The 16,865-nt window shown below is 61.4% G+C and carries 18 protein-coding genes and 1 tRNA gene; 4 read left to right on the forward strand and 15 right to left on the reverse strand.

The window, feature by feature from the left end; genetic code table 11:
- Window positions 1–398 precede the first annotated feature (398 nt).
- Together ACLHZ1_RS11630 and ACLHZ1_RS11635 are read right to left on the reverse strand one after the other, a co-directional pair.
- On the reverse strand, window positions 399–1,181 hold the full coding sequence (locus ACLHZ1_RS11630; RefSeq protein WP_240453125.1) for a nuclease-related domain-containing protein: 783 nt from the start codon (window positions 1,179–1,181) through the stop codon (window positions 399–401).
- A gap of 403 nt (window positions 1,182–1,584) precedes the next feature.
- On the reverse strand, window positions 1,585–2,604 hold the full coding sequence (locus tag ACLHZ1_RS11635) for a Fic family protein (protein WP_427262222.1): 1,020 nt from the start codon (window positions 2,602–2,604) through the stop codon (window positions 1,585–1,587).
- Between the two features lie 125 nt (window positions 2,605–2,729).
- Between ACLHZ1_RS11635 and ACLHZ1_RS11640 the strand changes: the two genes are divergently transcribed.
- Window positions 2,730–2,867: transfer RNA gene (locus ACLHZ1_RS11640), tRNA-Leu, on the forward strand.
- A gap of 218 nt (window positions 2,868–3,085) precedes the next feature.
- Here the strand turns inward: ACLHZ1_RS11640 and ACLHZ1_RS11645 are convergent.
- The 8 genes from ACLHZ1_RS11645 to ACLHZ1_RS11680 all read right to left on the reverse strand — a co-directional run bounded on the left by ACLHZ1_RS11645 (window position 3,086) and on the right by ACLHZ1_RS11680 (window position 9,643).
- Window positions 3,086–4,666 carry a diguanylate cyclase gene (locus ACLHZ1_RS11645; RefSeq protein ID WP_427262223.1) on the reverse strand — a complete coding sequence of 527 codons (1,581 nt, stop codon included), beginning with the start codon at window positions 4,664–4,666 and terminating at the stop codon, window positions 3,086–3,088.
- Between the two features lie 493 nt (window positions 4,667–5,159).
- Window positions 5,160–5,378: a Fic family protein gene (locus tag ACLHZ1_RS11650; RefSeq protein ID WP_427262224.1), complete on the reverse strand. Its 219-nt coding sequence runs from the start codon at window positions 5,376–5,378 to the stop codon at window positions 5,160–5,162.
- 224 nt (window positions 5,379–5,602) lie between these two features.
- Window positions 5,603–6,586 (reverse strand): MDR family oxidoreductase, encoded by a 984-nt coding sequence (locus tag ACLHZ1_RS11655; RefSeq protein ID WP_427262225.1) that lies wholly within the window; start codon window positions 6,584–6,586, stop codon window positions 5,603–5,605.
- Window positions 6,587–6,637: 51 nt separating this feature from the next.
- Window positions 6,638–7,273 carry a TetR/AcrR family transcriptional regulator gene (locus ACLHZ1_RS11660; protein WP_427262226.1) on the reverse strand — a complete coding sequence of 212 codons (636 nt, stop codon included), beginning with the start codon at window positions 7,271–7,273 and terminating at the stop codon, window positions 6,638–6,640.
- 108 nt (window positions 7,274–7,381) lie between these two features.
- Window positions 7,382–7,630 (reverse strand): GlsB/YeaQ/YmgE family stress response membrane protein, encoded by a 249-nt coding sequence (locus ACLHZ1_RS11665; protein ID WP_408794726.1) that lies wholly within the window; start codon window positions 7,628–7,630, stop codon window positions 7,382–7,384.
- 120 nt (window positions 7,631–7,750) lie between these two features.
- Entirely contained in the window at window positions 7,751–8,491 is a 741-nt protein-coding gene (gene lpxH / locus ACLHZ1_RS11670) for a UDP-2,3-diacylglucosamine diphosphatase (RefSeq protein WP_427262227.1), read from the reverse strand.
- On the reverse strand, window positions 8,488–9,156 hold the full coding sequence (locus ACLHZ1_RS11675; RefSeq protein ID WP_427262228.1) for a DUF4269 domain-containing protein: 669 nt from the start codon (window positions 9,154–9,156) through the stop codon (window positions 8,488–8,490). The genes lpxH and ACLHZ1_RS11675 overlap by 4 nt, the downstream gene beginning before the upstream one ends.
- Window positions 9,146–9,643, reverse strand: coding sequence for a peptidylprolyl isomerase (locus tag ACLHZ1_RS11680; protein ID WP_408773038.1), 498 nt, complete (start codon window positions 9,641–9,643; stop codon window positions 9,146–9,148). Before ACLHZ1_RS11680 ends, ACLHZ1_RS11675 begins: the two co-directional genes overlap by 11 nt.
- 376 nt (window positions 9,644–10,019) lie before the next feature.
- Between ACLHZ1_RS11680 and cysS the strand changes: the two genes are divergently transcribed.
- Complete coding sequence (cysS, locus tag ACLHZ1_RS11685) at window positions 10,020–11,396, forward strand: cysteine--tRNA ligase (protein WP_427262229.1); 1,377 nt, start codon at window positions 10,020–10,022, stop codon at window positions 11,394–11,396.
- Between the two features lie 263 nt (window positions 11,397–11,659).
- On the opposite strand, the gene ACLHZ1_RS11690 is transcribed toward cysS, so the two are convergent.
- Window positions 11,660–12,016 carry a lysozyme inhibitor LprI family protein gene (locus ACLHZ1_RS11690; protein ID WP_427262230.1) on the reverse strand — a complete coding sequence of 119 codons (357 nt, stop codon included), beginning with the start codon at window positions 12,014–12,016 and terminating at the stop codon, window positions 11,660–11,662.
- A 399-nt stretch (window positions 12,017–12,415) separates the two neighbouring features.
- Between ACLHZ1_RS11690 and ACLHZ1_RS11695 the strand changes: the two genes are divergently transcribed.
- Both ACLHZ1_RS11695 and ACLHZ1_RS11700 read left to right on the forward strand, forming a co-directional pair.
- Entirely contained in the window at window positions 12,416–13,456 is a 1,041-nt protein-coding gene (locus tag ACLHZ1_RS11695) for a GGDEF domain-containing protein (protein ID WP_427262231.1), read from the forward strand.
- 106 nt (window positions 13,457–13,562) lie between these two features.
- The gene (locus tag ACLHZ1_RS11700; protein ID WP_427262232.1) at window positions 13,563–13,850 is read left to right on the forward strand and encodes a hypothetical protein; all 288 of its coding nucleotides are present in this window, start codon (window positions 13,563–13,565) and stop codon (window positions 13,848–13,850) included.
- A gap of 86 nt (window positions 13,851–13,936) precedes the next feature.
- Here the strand turns inward: ACLHZ1_RS11700 and ACLHZ1_RS11705 are convergent, their stop codons facing one another.
- The 4 genes from ACLHZ1_RS11705 to ACLHZ1_RS11720 form a co-directional block, all read right to left on the reverse strand.
- Window positions 13,937–14,215, reverse strand: a complete 279-nt coding sequence (locus ACLHZ1_RS11705) for a hypothetical protein (RefSeq protein ID WP_408794744.1) — start codon at window positions 14,213–14,215, stop codon at window positions 13,937–13,939.
- A 294-nt stretch (window positions 14,216–14,509) separates the two neighbouring features.
- Window positions 14,510–15,265: a substrate-binding periplasmic protein gene (locus ACLHZ1_RS11710; protein ID WP_427262233.1), complete on the reverse strand. Its 756-nt coding sequence runs from the start codon at window positions 15,263–15,265 to the stop codon at window positions 14,510–14,512.
- An 83-nt stretch (window positions 15,266–15,348) separates the two neighbouring features.
- Window positions 15,349–15,849, reverse strand: coding sequence for a GDYXXLXY domain-containing protein (locus tag ACLHZ1_RS11715; protein WP_427262234.1), 501 nt, complete (start codon window positions 15,847–15,849; stop codon window positions 15,349–15,351).
- Complete coding sequence (locus ACLHZ1_RS11720) at window positions 15,846–16,856, reverse strand: DUF4401 domain-containing protein (RefSeq protein WP_427262235.1); 1,011 nt, start codon at window positions 16,854–16,856, stop codon at window positions 15,846–15,848. The genes ACLHZ1_RS11715 and ACLHZ1_RS11720 overlap by 4 nt, the downstream gene beginning before the upstream one ends.
- Window positions 16,857–16,865: the final 9 nt, after the last annotated feature.

Here is a 16,865-nt window from a genome sequence, read left to right on the forward strand (position 1 = left end):
CAATGGCTATGGGTTTATAACCATGAGCGGCCCAATATGGCGCTGGATGGTTATACCCCAAAGCAGCATCTGACAAAGGCTGCATGACCTCTACTTTTGAATGCCCCTAAAAATGGGGGGATTACCATCGCCTATCGATAGGGCAGCAGGAATGTCATCGACACCGTAATAAGTTGCGAGATCCATAGGCGAGATAGACATCGAGCACACTCCTTGTGCAAAAAAAGAATTAGTACAATAGCGCCGCTGGCTTTTTACCTGCAATGGGTGACTTCAATTTCATCGCTGCGAATTCCCATGTATTCCTCTATACCCCAAGAGCTTCAAACTGAGGGGCATTCAAGGGTGGAGGGATAAGTTTGCTGACTGATGGCGTATCAGTCGGCAATGAAGATCTCTTAGCCAGCCTTGGCAACGTCCCGTACTTTTTGCTCTACCTGGTGCGCGATGGCCTGGATCTGGGCCAGTTCTAGTGAGCCTGCCCTAAATTGGGGGAGTTGCTTGGGGAGTGCAGCGGCACTGACGATGTAGGGGAAGGTGATCTTCTGGCGTAAATCCACAAACCAGCCAGGCAGAACCAGAACGCCACCTACCGGGACTTCGGTCCCAGTTGCACTGTTGAGCCAGTTACGCACTGTGGTGACGTTACGGCGGACCTGTTCGAGTGGGGCTTTTTCAACATGGTTTGGGAAGTGAAGCGCATCATTTTCGACCCGAACCTTGAACTGTTTTTCTCCATTGTTGATGGGTTTGGAGCGGCCTTTAGTCTCGATGACAAAGACCCCGTTAGGGCAGATGATCAAATGGTCGACATTGAATCCATCAAACGGGATATCGTGGTAAACCCGATAGGGGTGCTGTTGGGGCCTAACGATTTGGTCCAACTCCTGACCCACTGCCAGTTCACAGGAGTAACCCAGCTTGAGGTGCTGAACCTTGTTGGCCATTTTGTAAGTTTTGGTTGTGCCATAGATAAAGAGGCCCAGCATAACGACCCCGGAAATCAGCATCACAGTCGTGCTCATAGCTCTCTTATCGATGTAGCTCTGTAACAAAAGGTAGAACCCGATCATCATCATGGTCAATGGCGTGAATAGCATTTGGGAAAAGAGGTCTATCTGCAGGTCCTGGATTTGCTGTTGCAGGGTGTGACCCGCTGGCCTGAGCAGGTCGGCGGTCAACGGGCTGACCCTATGTGAGCGAAGCCTTTTTCTTATTAACAAGATGATCCCGACAGATAAGAATATTGGGCACAAGAACAAGCCAGTAGTTGCCAGAACAGATACCGCGAGCGACGAGAATTCCATTTCATGCGTCTTTTTGGGGATGTGGTGAGGTCAGGTTAGCTGACCTATAGGAGTCTATCCATTGGGATGTGGGGCAAGTATCACAGTATCTGATTATCCCCAATGGAGATCTTACACCTTGTGGTGTTAGTGAGATAAAACAGAGAGTTACTGCGCCCCTTTTGTGCGCAAATGGGGTTCGTTGCGCTAGGGTTTACTTGGCTGGTTGTATGTTTACTGATGCGACCCGGAAGCTGGGCGGCTGTAGTAACACACTCGGTGGCATTAGCAAGCTGTCCTATGACAACACTTCCCAATGCCCACCCTTGCGCGGACCAACAAAGCGTAATCGTCCCGCCTTAACCAACGCCGCCACCGCCCGCTCCACCGTGCTGGTCGATCTGCCTATCCGCTCGGCTACTTGTGTCAGGGTCAGGGCAGGCTCGCTCGCCAAGAGCGCCAACACTGCATCCGGTGTTTTTGCCCGCATTTCTACCTTCATTTCTACCGGCGTTTCTACCCGCGTTTTTTCCAGCTGTGTGAACTGTGATGCCGGTTGCGCGGCAATCGCCTCGGTCAACGCATCTCGCAGCGCCTCTAGCAGAAACAGAATAAAATCGGTGTAGTCACTCAGCCTGTCGGCCTGACTTAATTGGTGGTAGTAGTGCTCTTGGCGCTCTTTGATGATCGCTTCCACCGGCAGGAAGGCCATCACTGGTTGCCAACGGCTCAAGATCACCGTTTGCCACAAGCGTCCCATACGGCCATTTCCATCGGAAAAGGGGTGGATAAACTCCAACTCGTAGTGCAAGGCACAAGAGGCGATCAAGGGATGGGCCTCTGTTTCTGCCAACCATTGCATCAGTTGTTCCATCAGACGTGAAACCTGAGTCGCGGGGGGAGCCATATGCACTAATTGCTCACCCCGATAGATGCCGACCCCACTGCTACGCCATTGTCCTGCATCGTCGCATAACCCGTGCATCAAGCGTCCATGGGCCCTGAGCAAATCCGCAGAAGAGGTAGGTGCCCAAGTCGACATTGCTTCATAAGCGGCAAAGGCATTGCGCACCTCCTGGATCTCACGGGGTAATCCCAGTACAGGTTTGCCATCGATCACTGCCGTGACTTGATCCAGGCTCAGGGTGTTGTGCTCGATAGCCAGGGATGCCTGGATGGTGCGGATCCGGTTTTCCCGGCGCAGCATGGGGACTTGCGAGCTCTGCGTCGAGCGCCATTGCCCCACCAATTCTGCGATCTCCGCCACCCGGCTCAACATGGCGTGGGTCAGGGTGAAGGGAGGGGAATAGGCTGCCATGGGGGACTCCGACTGAAACGATTGCAAATGCGAAGGCTCAGAGATTATCAGATCGGGGGCAAGACCAACACGGCGGCGTATCTTTGCGAATTCTGTGATAAGCAGTATGCGATGCCCTATGACGTGGTGCCATTCGTTGTGAATTAGCGGTGTCACTCGCTCCATCTACTTGCTATTTCATGCAATAAGATGCAAACGAGGCCCTTTGATTTAAAATCCCTCGCTTTTCGAGGCGTGCCGGTTCGATTCCGGCCTCGGCACCATTAAGATTGAAGAAAAAAAGTCTTACAGATTAAACAGATACGACGCTTTATTGCGTCGTTTTTGTTTCTGCTCCCCAGCGCTTCCCCTCTCTCACTTTTCCTTTTTTGCCCATTTCTTGGCTAAGCGACTGACGACTTCCTGCGACTCGCTGCAAACAACGGGTTCTGCATTCCAACATCGGCGAGGGCGTGTGATTGGGCCGTGATGGGGGACTTGGTCAGGCGATGGCCAGGCGCTTGAGCGAGGTGAAATATTTGCGATCCTCCAGCAGGATATGTTGGGCGACCACTTCATAAGCCAGAAAATGCAGTAACTCCCCCGCTTCGACCTGATCGTGCTCGAAACGATCTAACAAGCGCTGTGACCGCGCCAACAGCTGGGAGTGGAGCTGGCTGTGAGCGCTACCTTCCACATAGCCTTCCTGCTGGAAGAGTGCCTCTTCATCATGGAAATGCTGCTCAATGTCCGACACTAGCTGCGCAATGAGGCGGGCGATGTCAGGCTTAGGTTGCGACTCCAGCAGTGCCTGCAGCAAGGTGTTCGTTTGCTCAAACAAGCTGCGATGCTGGTTATCGATCAAAGTGATACCCGATTCATAGGTACTGCGCCACACTAGGTGCACCAGATTGGGGTAGGGGGAAGTGATCTGACCCGGCTCATCGTCCAGGGTCTCGTTTTCCACCCGATTGCGGCCTGCGGCTTTGGCACGGTAGAGTGCTTGATCGGTGCGCTCCAACCAGGAATCCCAACTGTCCGTCGATTGACAGACCGCCAAGCCAAAGCTGGCGGTGATGTGTAACCCGTTTGAAAACGGATATTGCTCGATAGCACTCCGGATCCGTTCCGCCAATGGTGCCGCATTGGCAAAACCGCTGTTGGGAAGCAACAGTAGAAATTCCTCACCTCCCCAGCGCCCCAGTAAATCGGTGGTACGGATGCAGCCCTGCACCACGACGCAGAACTCTTTGAGGGCGATGTCGCCCGCCCCGTGACCGAATTTGTCATTAATCTGCTTGAAATAGTCCAAGTCCATCATGATCAACGAGACCGTATGGCCGTAGCGTTCGAATCGCGCCATCTCCTGCTTGGCGGCCTCCTCTATATGTCCCCGGCTCCAAATCCCTGTGAGGCGATCCTTCATGGCCAGCTGACGGATTTGCTCATCCGCACGCTCCTTGATCATCAACACAAAACCATTGGACATCAGGAGCAAAGTGATAAAGGTCGCCAAAAAAGTGACCACTTGAATGGGGGTGGTGCGTAGCAGGCTGGAGATGTCGTTGGGGTAAAACATCACGCTGAAAAATCGCAGGGTCAGCACGGTGATCGAGAGGCTCAACCCAATAGCAATCAGATACTTGCCGCGCCCGATCATCACCACTCGCCTATCCAGCAAGGTGATCAGCATGAACAGACACTGCGCACTGCAGATGGCGCCACAAATCATGATGCGGGCACCGATATCATCCATGAAAAAGCTGAACGTCGCCGCCAACAACAAGGGAGGGGCGTAGAACCACAAGCGCGACAGGCGGCGCTGCTGAAACACCACGACGGCCGCTAAGAAGAACGAGAGACTCGCGGATAACGCCGTGTTCGCTACCAATACAGACAAGAAGTCATGTATCTGGTTACGCAAGAAGAACAGCGTGAAGACCAGCGTCTGCAAGGCCAGCCCGAGCGTCCAGAGCAGTAGCTCTTTCTCGTCTTTGGCGCGGGTGACCCAGCCAACTGAACACGTCAGGGTCACGCTGGCTGCGATGAGCATCATAAACATGGTGGGGATATCAATGATCATCTGGGCACACTAATTGATAAAGGCCAGCGGCCATTCTAATCCAGCGGCCATTCTAATAAAGGCCCTTTCATCGTGCTACTGATAGCCTCCCGTTGTAGTGCTCGATCGCACTCTCACGCGGGCACGGCCAAAAAACACGGTACCACAACGTTTTCTGCTCGCGGGCCAGTGGTAGGGCACGACAATCAACGAGCTCAACTCCCATCGACCCACATGGCGCTGGCTACGGCATGGATGCGGAGCCGCGAAGCATTTACACCCGCATTTCTACCGGCGTTTCTACCCGCATTTCTTGCCGATATGTTGACTGTGATGCCGGTTGCGCGGCAATCGCCTCGGGGCATCTCGCAGCGCCTCCAGCAGAAACAGAATAGTCACTCAGCCTGTCGGCCTGACTCAATGGGTGGTAGTAGGGCTCTTGGCGCGCATTGATGATCGCTGCCACCGGCAGGAAGGCCATCACGGGTTGCCAGCGGCTCAAGATCACCGTTTGTCATAAGCGCCCCATACGGCCATGTCCATCGGAAAAGGGGTGGATAAACGCCAACTCGTAGTGCAAGGCACAAGAGGCGATCAAGGGATGGGCCTCTGTTTCTGCCAACCATTGCATCAGTTGTTCCATCAGGCGCGGAACCTGAGTCATGGGGGGCCATATGCACCCATTGCTCACCCCGATAGATGCCGATCCCGCCGTTACGCCATTGCCCTGCATCGCCGCATAACCGGCGCATCACGGTGATCTGGCGGAAGACCAATGGCTGTAGGGGGGCAGACAGCCGGCCAGTGGCTCGCCGAGTTCGACCCGAAGGCGTGGCCGGAACCGTGGGGCATAGAGGGAGCAAAGGCCCCATGGGGGCCTTGTGGACATGGCGGTCGATGGCCGCAGAGGGGATCGCCGCGCGATGGGAGGCGCTCCCGCTCAGGCTGAGTCAGCCATTACTCCTGGATGTTGACCAGGATCCGGCCGCGAACCTGGCCTGTCAGGAAGGCGTCACCCAGGGCCACGACCCCTGAGAGGGGCACTTCCCGGGTGATGAGGCCGAGGCGGCTCAGGTCGAGATCCTGGGCCAGCCGGGTCCAGGCCTGCTGGCGCAGCGGGCGCGGCGCCATCACGCTGTCGATGCCATAGAGGGTGACGCCGCGCAGGATGAAGGGCATGACGGTGGAGGGGAGGTCCATGCCCCCCGCCAGGCCGCAGGCGGCCACGGCGCCGCCGTAGCGGGTGGTGGCGCAGGCATTGGCCAGGGTGTGGCTGCCGACGGTGTCGATGACCCCGGCCCAGCGCTCCTTGCCCAGGGGGCGGCCCGGCTCTGCCAGCTCGGCGCGATCGATCACCTCGGCGGCGCCGAGGGAGCTGAGATAATCGGCCTCGTTCAGGCGCCCCGTGGCGGCCACGACCCGGTAGCCCAGCTTGGCCAGGAGGGCGATCGCCACGCTGCCGACGCCGCCGTTGGCGCCGGTCACCAGTATGTCGCCGTCCCCGGGGGTAACGCCGTGCTTCTCCAACGCCATCACGCAGAGCATGGCGGTGTAACCGGCGGTGCCGATGGCCATGGCGTCCCGGGTGCTGAAGCGCTCAGGCAGGGGCACCAGCCAGTCCCCCTTGACCCTTGCCAACTCGGCCAGCCCGCCGCTGTGGGTCTCACCCACGCCCCAGCCGTTGAGTACCACCTTGTCGCCGGGACGCCAGTCGGGGTGCCGGCTCTCTTGCACTGTGCCGGCAAAGTCGATGCCGGGGATCAGGGGGAAGCGGCGCACCACGGGGGCGGCGCCGGTGAGGGCCAGACCGTCCTTGTAGTTGAGGGAAGACCACTCCACCGCCACGGTCACATCCCCCTCAGGCAACATCTCCTCGGGGATGCTCTGGTAGGCGGCGCGATAACCCGCCTCGTCTTTTTCGATCAGGATACCCTTGAACATCTTGTCTCCTCCAATAATTGGACTGGTTGATTATTAATAAGCGTTAAAAAATTACCTGGCTAACTTCATGAAAAAATTAAGAAAAGAGAGCATGGGCTCGGTACTGCCCACCAGGCGTGCGCGCAGCACGGCGCCTTCCCAGCCGATCCAGAACTGATGGGCGAGGGCGGGGCAGTCGCAGCTCGGGGGCAGCGCCCCCGTCGCTACCGCCTCCTCCAGACACAGGGCCAGCAGGGCTTCCCAGTCGCAGAGGATCTGCTCGAGGCGAAGGCGCAGCGCCGGAGTCAGCTGCACCACCTCCTGACCCAGGTTGCCCACCAGGCAGCCGCGCTGGAACCCATAGCGGGTCATGCCCCGGCAGGCGCTGTCGACGAAGGCGCCCAGGCGCGCCAGGGGAGGCAGGCTGGCATCCCCCAGATGGCGCGTCAGCTTGCGGCAAAAGTAGTGGTGATAGGCATCCATGACCGCCAGGGTGAAGTCATGCTTGTTGGCGAAATAGTGATAGAAGGAGCCCTTGGGGATCCGGGTCGACTGCAGGACACGCTCGATGGAGGTGGCGGCGATGCCCTGCTCGGTGAGCAGCTCCATGCCGCGGTGGATCAGCAGATCCCGGGTATCGGCATAGGATTGTCCGTGCTGGGCGGGGCGGCCACGGGGGCGACGGGGCAGGGAGTCAGGGGTTGGCATGGGGCTTATTAGACGCCTCATCTAGAAATGATGCAAGCCCGGGATGAAACAGAAAGCAAGAAAGAGCGAGGGCGCCAGCGGCGCCCTCGTGTCGGTCAGAAAGCGCCTTCAACTGCGCAGCTTCTTGTAGGCAAACAGCACCAGCAGGGCGCCGGCCACGGCGATGATCAGGCTGGAGAGATTGAAACCGGTCACTGTGCCCATGCCGAGCAGGGTGCTGAGATAGCCCCCCACCATGGCGCCGACCACCCCCAGCACCACCGTCATGATGAAACCGCCGCCATCCTTGCCCGGCATGATCCACTTCGCCAGTATGCCCACGATCAGACCCAGCACTATCCAGGAGAAGAAACCCATGGAGAAACCCTCATCAATGATTGGACGTCAGACTATAGGCCCAAATGCCACCCTGGCACAGGGCCGTCAGGGGGGAGTGAGCCAGAAACCGTCGGACTCATACCCACTAGAGAGCCTAGTTCATGGGCTGGGGACGGTGGGCAGTGAGCGCTGCTCGAGGCGCTGGCCGCCCGGGGTGCAGATCAGGATGGAGCCCTGCTCGAACCAGTCCCCCAGCACGATGCGGCGGGCGGGGGCGCCATCGAGTCGCAGCTCGTGGATGGCGGGCCTGTGGGTGTGGCCGTGGATCATCAGGCGGCAGCCGTGCTGGCGCAGCATGTTGTCCACCGCCTGCGGGGTCACGTCCATGATGGCCTGGGCCTTGTAGGCGTTCTGCTGCTGGCTCTGACCGCGCAGCTTGCCGGCTATCTTGCGGCGTCTGGCCAGGGGCAGGCGCAGGAAGAGCCAGCGCAGCCATTTGAGCTGGGTGATGCGGCGAAACTTCTGGTAACCCAGATCCCGGGTGCAGAGCAGATCGCCATGGCTGAGCAGGGTGCGGGCGCCGTAGAGATCGATGATGCAGGGATCGGGCAGCAGGGTCATGCCGGCGCGCCTGGCAAAGTCTCGGCCGAGCAGGAAGTCGCGGTTGCCGTGGATGAAATAGAGGGGCACGCCCCGCCTGCCGAGGGCCAGGAAGGCATCGGCCACCTGCTGGTGCAGGGGATTGGGGTCGTCGTCTCCAATCCAGAACTCGAACAGATCGCCGAGCACATAGAGGGCATCGGCCCCGGGAGCCTCCTGCTGCAGGAAGTGGAGCAGGGCGGCCGTCATGTCGGGGCGGGCCTCACTGAGGTGAATGTCGCTGATAAAGAGGGTGCTCATGGGGCCCTGTCGTTGGCAGAAATGGGGTCAAGGGATGAAGCGGAACGGGGCGGCCAAGGGAGCAGAGCGATATCCGTCCCCTCCAGGGCCAGCAGCGCCTCGTAAGGGTCGCCCGGCAGGGCCAGCAACTGGCAGATGGCCGCTTCCCCCTTGAGTCCTTGCAGGAGGCGAAGACGGCGCACCGCCCGGTAAAAGTCATCGCCAAGGTGCGCCAGCAGAGCGGCCATCAGAGTGAGATGGCGCCAGCCGTTGAGGGTCTCAAGGGGCGCGGGAGTGACGTAGAGCTCCACCGGCCAGCATTGCTGATCCGGGCCCGTCAGGGTGCGTTCCATCAGCCAGATGTCCTCCCCCCTGGCCCGGGCCGCCCAGCCTTGCGCGCCGAGGAGTGCGGCGAGGCGGGCGGGCTCCGGGTGCTGGCAGAGGATATCGAGGTCGCTGCCGGGCCGATCCAGCCCGATGGCGACCGTGCTCACCAGCGCCACGTCCAGGCACAGCCCCTGCAACTGCCGCCACAGGGGCGTTTCCGTCAGCAGGGCATGGGCCGAGCGTTGCCGCCCGTTGCCCAGGGCCAGATAGTCCAGGCGGCGCCAATCGTGCTCAGATGGAAAAACTGCGGCCGGGGCCGCAGTCAGTTCATCGGGCAGGGGACTCGCCTCAGTCGGCAAGGGTCACCTTGGTGATCACCACATCCTCTACCGGCACGTCCTGGTGCATGCGACCGGCGTTGCCAGTCTTGACGCCCTTGATCTTGTTGACCACGTCCATGCCGGCGGTCACTTCACCGAACACGCAGTAGCCAAAGCCCTGGGTGGTGGCGGACTTGAAGTCGAGGAAGTCGTTGTTGCTGACGTTGATGAAGAACTGGGCGCTGGCGGAGTGCGGCTCCATGGTGCGGGCCATGGCGATGGTGCCCACCTTGTTGGAGAGGCCGTTGGCCGCTTCGTTCTGGATGGGGGCGCGGGTCTCTTTCTCTTCGAAGCCCGGGGCATAGCCGCCGCCCTGGATCATGAAGCCGTCGATGACGCGGTGGAAGATGGTGCCATCGTAGTGGCCGTCACGGCAGTATTGCAGGAAGTTGGCCACGGTTTGCGGCGCTTTTTCGGCATTCAGGGTAAGGGTGATGTCGCCGTGATTGGTGTGCAGAGTGACCATGATATGTCCTTTCATTCTCTTGGGTGAAACCTGGGGCATGTGCCGGAGCGAGCCCGAGCGCGCGATGGCGGCTGTGATACGGGCAATGGCGGCAATTCTAGCGTATCGGCGCCGCCGGGCAAAGCCGCGGGGCGAGATAGGCCGACTTTGCCGGTGCGCCGGGCTCGTTGGCGAAAAAATGCGCCCTCTTGTGGTGGCGTCAGGGCGCCTTGCCAATCGGTGCGATAAACGCGGTGCAGCGCCGCCGCAGCAGGCAAACAGCAAACCTGGCGCCCACCTGATGACAGGGGCCGGGCGAGGGGCTTAACCGGCTCGTTTTCTGGCGGGGATGCGGTTAGAATGTCAGGCCATTTCACTCACAGGCAGTGGTTCATCGATGCTGAAGATATACAACACACTCACTCGTCAAAAAGAAGAATTCAAACCCATCCACCCGGGCAAGGTGGGCATGTATGTGTGTGGCGTCACCATCTATGATCTCTGTCACATCGGCCACGGCCGCACCTTCGTCGCCTTCGACGTGGTGGCCCGTTACCTGCGCTACAGCGGCTATGAGCTCAACTATGTGCGCAACGTCACCGACGTGGACGACAAGATCATCAAGCGCGCCGCCGAAACCGGCGTCACCTGCGACGATCTCACCGAGCGTCTGATTGGCGACATGCACGCCGATTTCGACGCCCTCGGCATGGTGCGCCCCGATATCGAACCCCGTGCCACCCAGCACATCCATGAAATCATCGAGATGGTGGAGGAGCTGATCGCCCGGGATCACGCCTACGTGGCCGACAACGGCGACGTCATGTTCATCGTCGACTCCTACGCCGACTACGGCAGGCTGTCGGGCCAGGATCTGGAGCAGCTGCAAGCCGGTGCCCGGGTCGGGGTGGTGGATGCCAAGCGCAATCCGCTCGACTTCGTGCTGTGGAAAATGTCCAAGCCCGGCGAACCGACCTGGGACAGCCCCTGGGGCCCGGGTCGCCCCGGCTGGCACATCGAGTGCTCCGCCATGAACGCCAAGCACCTTGGCAACCACTTCGACATCCACGGCGGCGGCTCGGATCTGCAGTTCCCCCACCACGAGAACGAAATTGCCCAGTCCTGCTGCGCCCACGGTGGCGACTACGTCAACACCTGGATGCACAGCGGCATGGTGATGGTGGACAAGGAGAAGATGTCCAAGTCCCTCGGCAACTTCTTCACCATCCGAGACGTGCTGGCCCACTACGACGCCGAAACCGTGCGTTACTTCCTGATGTCCGGCCACTACCGCAGCCAGCTCAACTACTCGGAAGATAACTTGAAGCAGGCCCGCGCCGCCCTGGAGCGCATGTACACCGCCCTGCGCGACTTGCCGGCGGCTGCCGCCGTCGGTGGCGAGGAGCAGGTGGCTCGCTTCAAGGATGCCATGGACGATGACTTCAACACCCCGGAAGCCTACTCCGCCCTGTTCGATCTGGTGCGCGAGATCAACCGCCAGAAGGCCGAAGACATGAGCGTGGCCGCAGGCCTGGGTGCCCGCTTGCGGGAACTGGGCGCCGTGCTCGGCATACTGCAACAGGATCCGGACGCCTTCCTCAAGGGCAACGAAGCGGACGACGAAGTGGCCGAGATAGAGCAGCTTATCGCCCAGCGTAACCAGGCCCGCGCCGACAAGAACTGGGCCGCGGCGGATGCCGCCCGCAACCGCCTCACCGAGATGGGCATCGTGCTGGAAGACAGCGCCGGTAAGACCAGCTGGCGCCGTGCCTGAGGCTGGTGGCGCTGCTCGCGCCAACCGGTTGACCCAATAACAAAACCGCAGCCCCAGGGCTGCGGTTTTTGTTGGTGGCTTTTCCCTCGGCTCCCTCAAGCCTCGGTGCTCTGCTTAAGCCTCGGTGGCCTGCGCCCTGATCCCCTCTCCCCTTGTGGGAGAGGGCCAGGGTGAGGGGAGCTAACATCATGACTCGCCGGCGTGCCGGCAAGCCGTCTGTTGCTTGCCCCCCAGTTCGTACCTGACCTGGTTGGCGCCTCTGATCATGGCTGATCCAGCAGTGCGCTCAGATCCTTGGTGCGCTGCTGGGTCAACTGGGTGAGGCAACTGCTGTGGATCAGGGGCTCCATCGAGCCCCCTTCATAGACCCCGGCCTCGTAGCGACACTGGGCATCGCGAAAGGTGATCCAGGCGCGCTGGGCCCCTTTCAATCTGCCGAGCTGCGCCTTGTCGAGCCTGGTGACCAGCTGCTGGTAGGCGGCGTTGAGCGCTGCATCGGCCTGCTTGTACTCCTGCAACGCACAGATGTTCATGGCGGACTGGGTCACGGGATCGCGGCAATCCTCGCTGGCCTGGACGACCGTCGTTGTCAGCAGCAGTAGGGCGTAAAGGTGTTTCAAGATGGCGTTCCTCCGTGGTGGCATGGGGTCAATATACGGCAGAAGCAGGCTTGATGGCTGCCCCTGTCTTTCAAGAGCAACAAGGAGGTGACGTCATGAAGTTGAACTTGGGCCGTCTCTGGCCCTGCTCCTGCTGGCGTCTGTGATGCCTATGGCAGCCACTGCGGCCACCGCCCCCGATATGCAGGCCCGATCCCTGGCCAACAGGGAGTGAGCGAGGTCAGGGTCAGCTTCACCTTTGGCGAGCAGGACACCCCGCTCGATGCTGCCAACGTCCCGGGTATGCCAGAATGTGAACAAATCGACTTTCCTCCCGGCCTATCGAGGTCTCCCGCTTGTCGGGCCTATCCCGAGTTGGCTAAGCTGGTCGCCCCTCTCATGCACGCAGTGGAGATAGGAATGGACAAGATATTGCTGGCGCTCTCGGAGCAGGTGATCAAGGCGCGGGATCTGGAGAGCCTGACCCGCCCCCTGCTGGAGATGCTGGAGTCGGTGACCGGGCTGGAGTCGACCTATCTCACCGAGATTGACCTCGGGCAAAGCACCCAGCATGTCCGTTATGCCCGCAATGTGGCCGGGCTGCAGATCCCCGAGGGGATGACGGTGGAGTGGAGCGATACCCTGTGTCGCCGGGCTATCGATGAGGAGATACGCTACACCGATGACGTTGCCACCCTTTGGGGGGAGTCCCTGGCGGCCAGTGAGCTGGGTATTCGCTCCTATCTGAGTAGCCCGGTACGCACCTCGTCCGGCTCACTCTATGGCACCCTGTGCGGCGCCAGTACCGAACAAAAGCCTGCCGTGCCGGGTGCGCAGCAGTTGATCGCCTTTTTTGCACACCTTATCGCCGAGCAGGTGGAGCGGGAGCAACTGTTGCTGCAATTGCAGCGGGCCAACGATGAGCTGTCACGGTTGGCTCTCTCCGATCCCCTGACCGGGTTGCCAAATCGCCGGGCTCTGATACTGGAGCTGACTCGCTTGTTCTCCCTGTCGGAACGGACCGGTCATACGGTGCTCATCGCCTTTGTCGATCTCGACGGTTTCAAAGCCATCAACGACGAGTATGGCCACGAGGCGGGGGATAGACTGCTCACCTCCCTGGCACGGCAACTTAGTGAAACTTTGCGCAGCGGCGACATGTTGGCGCGCTTCGGCGGTGACGAGTTTGTGGCCATGGGCATGGGGCCCTTCCCGACATCCCAGACGCTGGACGGGGCGGTGGAGGCCTTCCGGCAGCGCTTGTTCGATCACAGCATGTTGCAATTGCCAGTGGGGGACAAGGTGATCCACTATCCCGGCGCCAGCGTGGGGGCGGTGGCAGTCATGCCGGCCGAGGTCAGCGTCGAGGAGGCGCTGCGGCTGGCCGATGAGAGCATGTATGCGGTCAAGCGCCAGCGCCGCGCCTCAGGGGAAGCCGAGAGCCCGCCCTCTTCCCTCTGAGATACCTGCCTCGCGATGGCGGTGGGACAGGCTTGATATGGCACATGGTGGTTCGCTCACCTGGGTGCTAGGATATCCCCCTTTTGCCACGCAGGAGCCTATGCCCATGGCCCATTCCCTTATCCGTCATTTTCGCGCGATCGCGCGGCAGGCGGCCACCCTCGTTGCCAGGCTGTCGGAGTTTCAGCAGCGCATCTGGGTGGTCAGCATAGTGAACGGCACCTACACCGATACCTTTATCGTCAACGAAGGCAGCTTCGAGCAGCCCATGCAGTGGATGCAGCGCAAGGGCTACAGCGCCGAGATGCTGGCCCGGGTCGATGCCATGGCCCGCTCCCAGGTGGTGCAGCTGGCGTTGGGCGACGTCTGTCATCGTCTGATGCGGGTCAAATAGCCGGGTCGGCCCGTTGTCCCAAGCCGCTCCTGGCACTGCAAGCCAGAGTGCGACAAGCGGTCTGCCGGGCCTGACGGCGGCGCCGCTTATGATTTGCCCTTGATCCTTTCTGCCTTGAGGGCGCCGGCATAGATACAGAACGCCGAGTTGTAGTCGTTGTAGGCGACGGCGTAATTGAAATCGCAGAAGTAGGCCGGATGCTTGGTGGCAATGGCATCCCCTGCCTTGCACTGATCCGGCATTTTCTCCACCAGCGTGTCGTTGTTGGCCCCAAGGCAGGCCTGGCCCGTGGTCTTGTCGCCGCCGCAGGCGGTCAGCAGGGTTGAGAGGGCAATGACGAAAATGGGTTTGACAAGGTTGTGCATCTTGATCCTGACCAGGTGAAATAGGTGTTGGGTGTGGGGGGCATCCGCCAGGGACGCTACCGCCCCTGGCTGTCGCTACCACAGTGCGCCGCTGACTCTCTGCCAGGAGGGCCAACAGGCACCCTCGACCATCTTACGGACCCAGGGCGGTCCGCGTCACCCCTTGGTTGGCCGGGGGCGTGAAATAAAGTGGGTTTCGTGCGCCAGCGCAACCCAATGGCGGTGGCCGGGCCGGGCCGGGAAAGGGCAGGGCATAGGAAGGGCAAGGGCCGGCTGGCGGCCCTTGCCGGGGGATCAGGGGGCGGGCAGGTACTTGCGCTGGATCTGCTGGTATTCGCTGCTGGCCAGCACCCGGGTCAGGCCGTCCTGGAACGCCTTGACGGTGCCGTCATCGACCCCCTGGCTGAAGGCGAAGCAGAACTGCTCCGAGCTCAGGGTCCAGGCCACCTGGTAGTGGGCGGGATCGAGGCGCTGTGCGGCGATCAGGCTCATGAAGGTGGTCTTGTTGGTGGAGACCAGATCGACCCGCCCCGAGCTCAGCATCTTGAGGGTCTGGGCGAGGCGGTTGGCGGTCATGATCTTCTGCTCGTCGAAGCCGTGGTTGAGCAGCAGCTGCTCCCCCACGTCGGCCCGCACCGCCCCTATGGTGTATTGCTGAGCCTCCTCCAGGCGTTGCAGGCTCAGCTTGCGGCTGGCCAGACCCAGCAGCACGATTTCGGCATAGCCGATGGGGCAGGCCCATTTGAACAGGGGATCCCGGGCCTCGGTGCGGGCGGTGGCAAACAGCACCACATTGGGCTTTTGGGTCAGCAGGTAGTAACCCCGGGCCCAGGGCAGGATGCTGATGGGCTGGGGCGGCGTCTGGGTTTGCTGCCACACCTGTTGCAGCAGCTCGACCGCGAGCCCGGTGGGCTGACCCGCCTCATCGCTGTAGTTGAAGGGGTGATACTCCTCGCTCAGATAGTGCAATTGCGCCAGGGCCGGGTTGGCCTGGGCGGCTGGCATGATGATGGTCAACAGCAGGCTCAGGGTGACAATCCATGATCTCATCTGCCTTCTCCTCTCGTTGCGGTCAGCCTTGAGTGTTGTCAAGGCGCGGGATTTCGCCAGTGGCCCAGGCCCTGGCTCAGGGGCTACCAGCGACCCCGGATCGGACCGAGGGGGCGCAGGTCGCCGTCCCGCAGCCCCACCAGCAGCACGTTGCCATCCTGCTGCAGGCGAAACTCGCCATAGGCGGCGGCGCTGAAGCGATCTCCCTGGCCCTCCTCGAAGAAGTAGGCGTCCGGCCCAATCCGGGTTTGCCCCTCCTCCCGGGTGAGGATGAGTCGCCGCTCGTCCGGCGCCAGCCCGGCGCCCTCGCTGTCGCCTTGCCAGTGGGCCACCCCCTGTGCGTCGAGGCGGATCACCAGGGTGTGCCGCCCCCGGGCCGGGGCGGGATGGGCCTGGGCCCACTCCCGCGCCAGCTCATAGTTGAGCCGCATATAGTCCCCCTGCATCAGGGAGCGGGGATCCACCGGAGCCAGACGCAGCAGCACGGGCTCCCCCGTCTCGATGGCGTGCTCGAGACGCCAGACGCCGACATTGACCCCCAGCAGGATGACGAGGCCGCAGAGCAGGATGGCAAGGGATCTCATGAGACGCTCCTTACGCGCAGCAAGAGGGCGCGGATCAACAGCAGCAGGGCGCCTGAGCCCAGCAGCAGCCAGGACTTGGTCATCAGCGGTAGCGCCAGATCGTAGTAATAGAGGGAGCCAAAGCCGAGCAGCAGCAGGGCGGCCAGGGCCATCATGCCCAGGCTCCCCCCATAGAAGCCGAGCAGGAGCACCAGGGCGCCGGCCCCCATGCCGGGGATCAGGGCCGCCAGCAGCACCAGGGGCAGGGCAAGGATCCCCTGGCGCCAGGGCAGACGCAGGTGGTACAGCAGGGCCAGCAGCACGGCCGCGCACAGCAAGGGGTTGAGCCAGTGGGGCAGGCGCGGCTGGCCCAGCTCCTCGAGCAGGCTCGCCTCGCCGAGCAGAGGTTGATGCAGGTGGCCGAGCAGCAGCAGGGAGAGCGCCAGGCCAAAGGCCATGGCCTCGTAGCGATCATACTGGTGCGCTCGACGCTCGGCCCAGAGCCAGCAGCCGGCGAGCAACCCCATCACCAGGGGCACGGCCAGGGCCTGCCAGCCGAGGCAGGCGAGGGCCAGGGTCAGCAGCAGGGCGGCGGCCAGGGCGTGAAACAGCCGGATCAGCCAGTGATCGAACAGGAAGGCGATGGCGAAGGCCAGGGCGCACAGCCCGGCCCAGGCGGCGAAGGAGTGCAGATCCATCCTATCCACCAGCCCGGCGATGAGCCAGGCGTCGGCCGCCAGGGTCAGGGCCAGCACTAACTGATCCCAGAGATCGCCCCCCCGGGCACGGCGATTGAGCACCAGGGCGACGGCCAGCAGGGCCGCGCCCATGGCCAGGGCCTGATCCGGGCTGCGGGCCAGATCCCCAAAGCTCAGAAACAGGAAGAACAGCAGGAAGAGGGCGGCGAGCCAGCCGACCACCCCCAGCATGAAACGGGTGGCCCAGTGGGGCTCCTGGCTTTGGGGCATCTCCCCCTCGACCAGGGAGGCCGAGCGCAGGATTTGCCAGAGTTCAGCGGGTGAGGACATGGGGGCTCC

The sequence above is a fragment of the Aeromonas sobria genome (assembly GCF_050266975.1).
In the GTDB taxonomy this organism is placed as follows: domain Bacteria; phylum Pseudomonadota; class Gammaproteobacteria; order Enterobacterales; family Aeromonadaceae; genus Aeromonas; species Aeromonas sobria_B.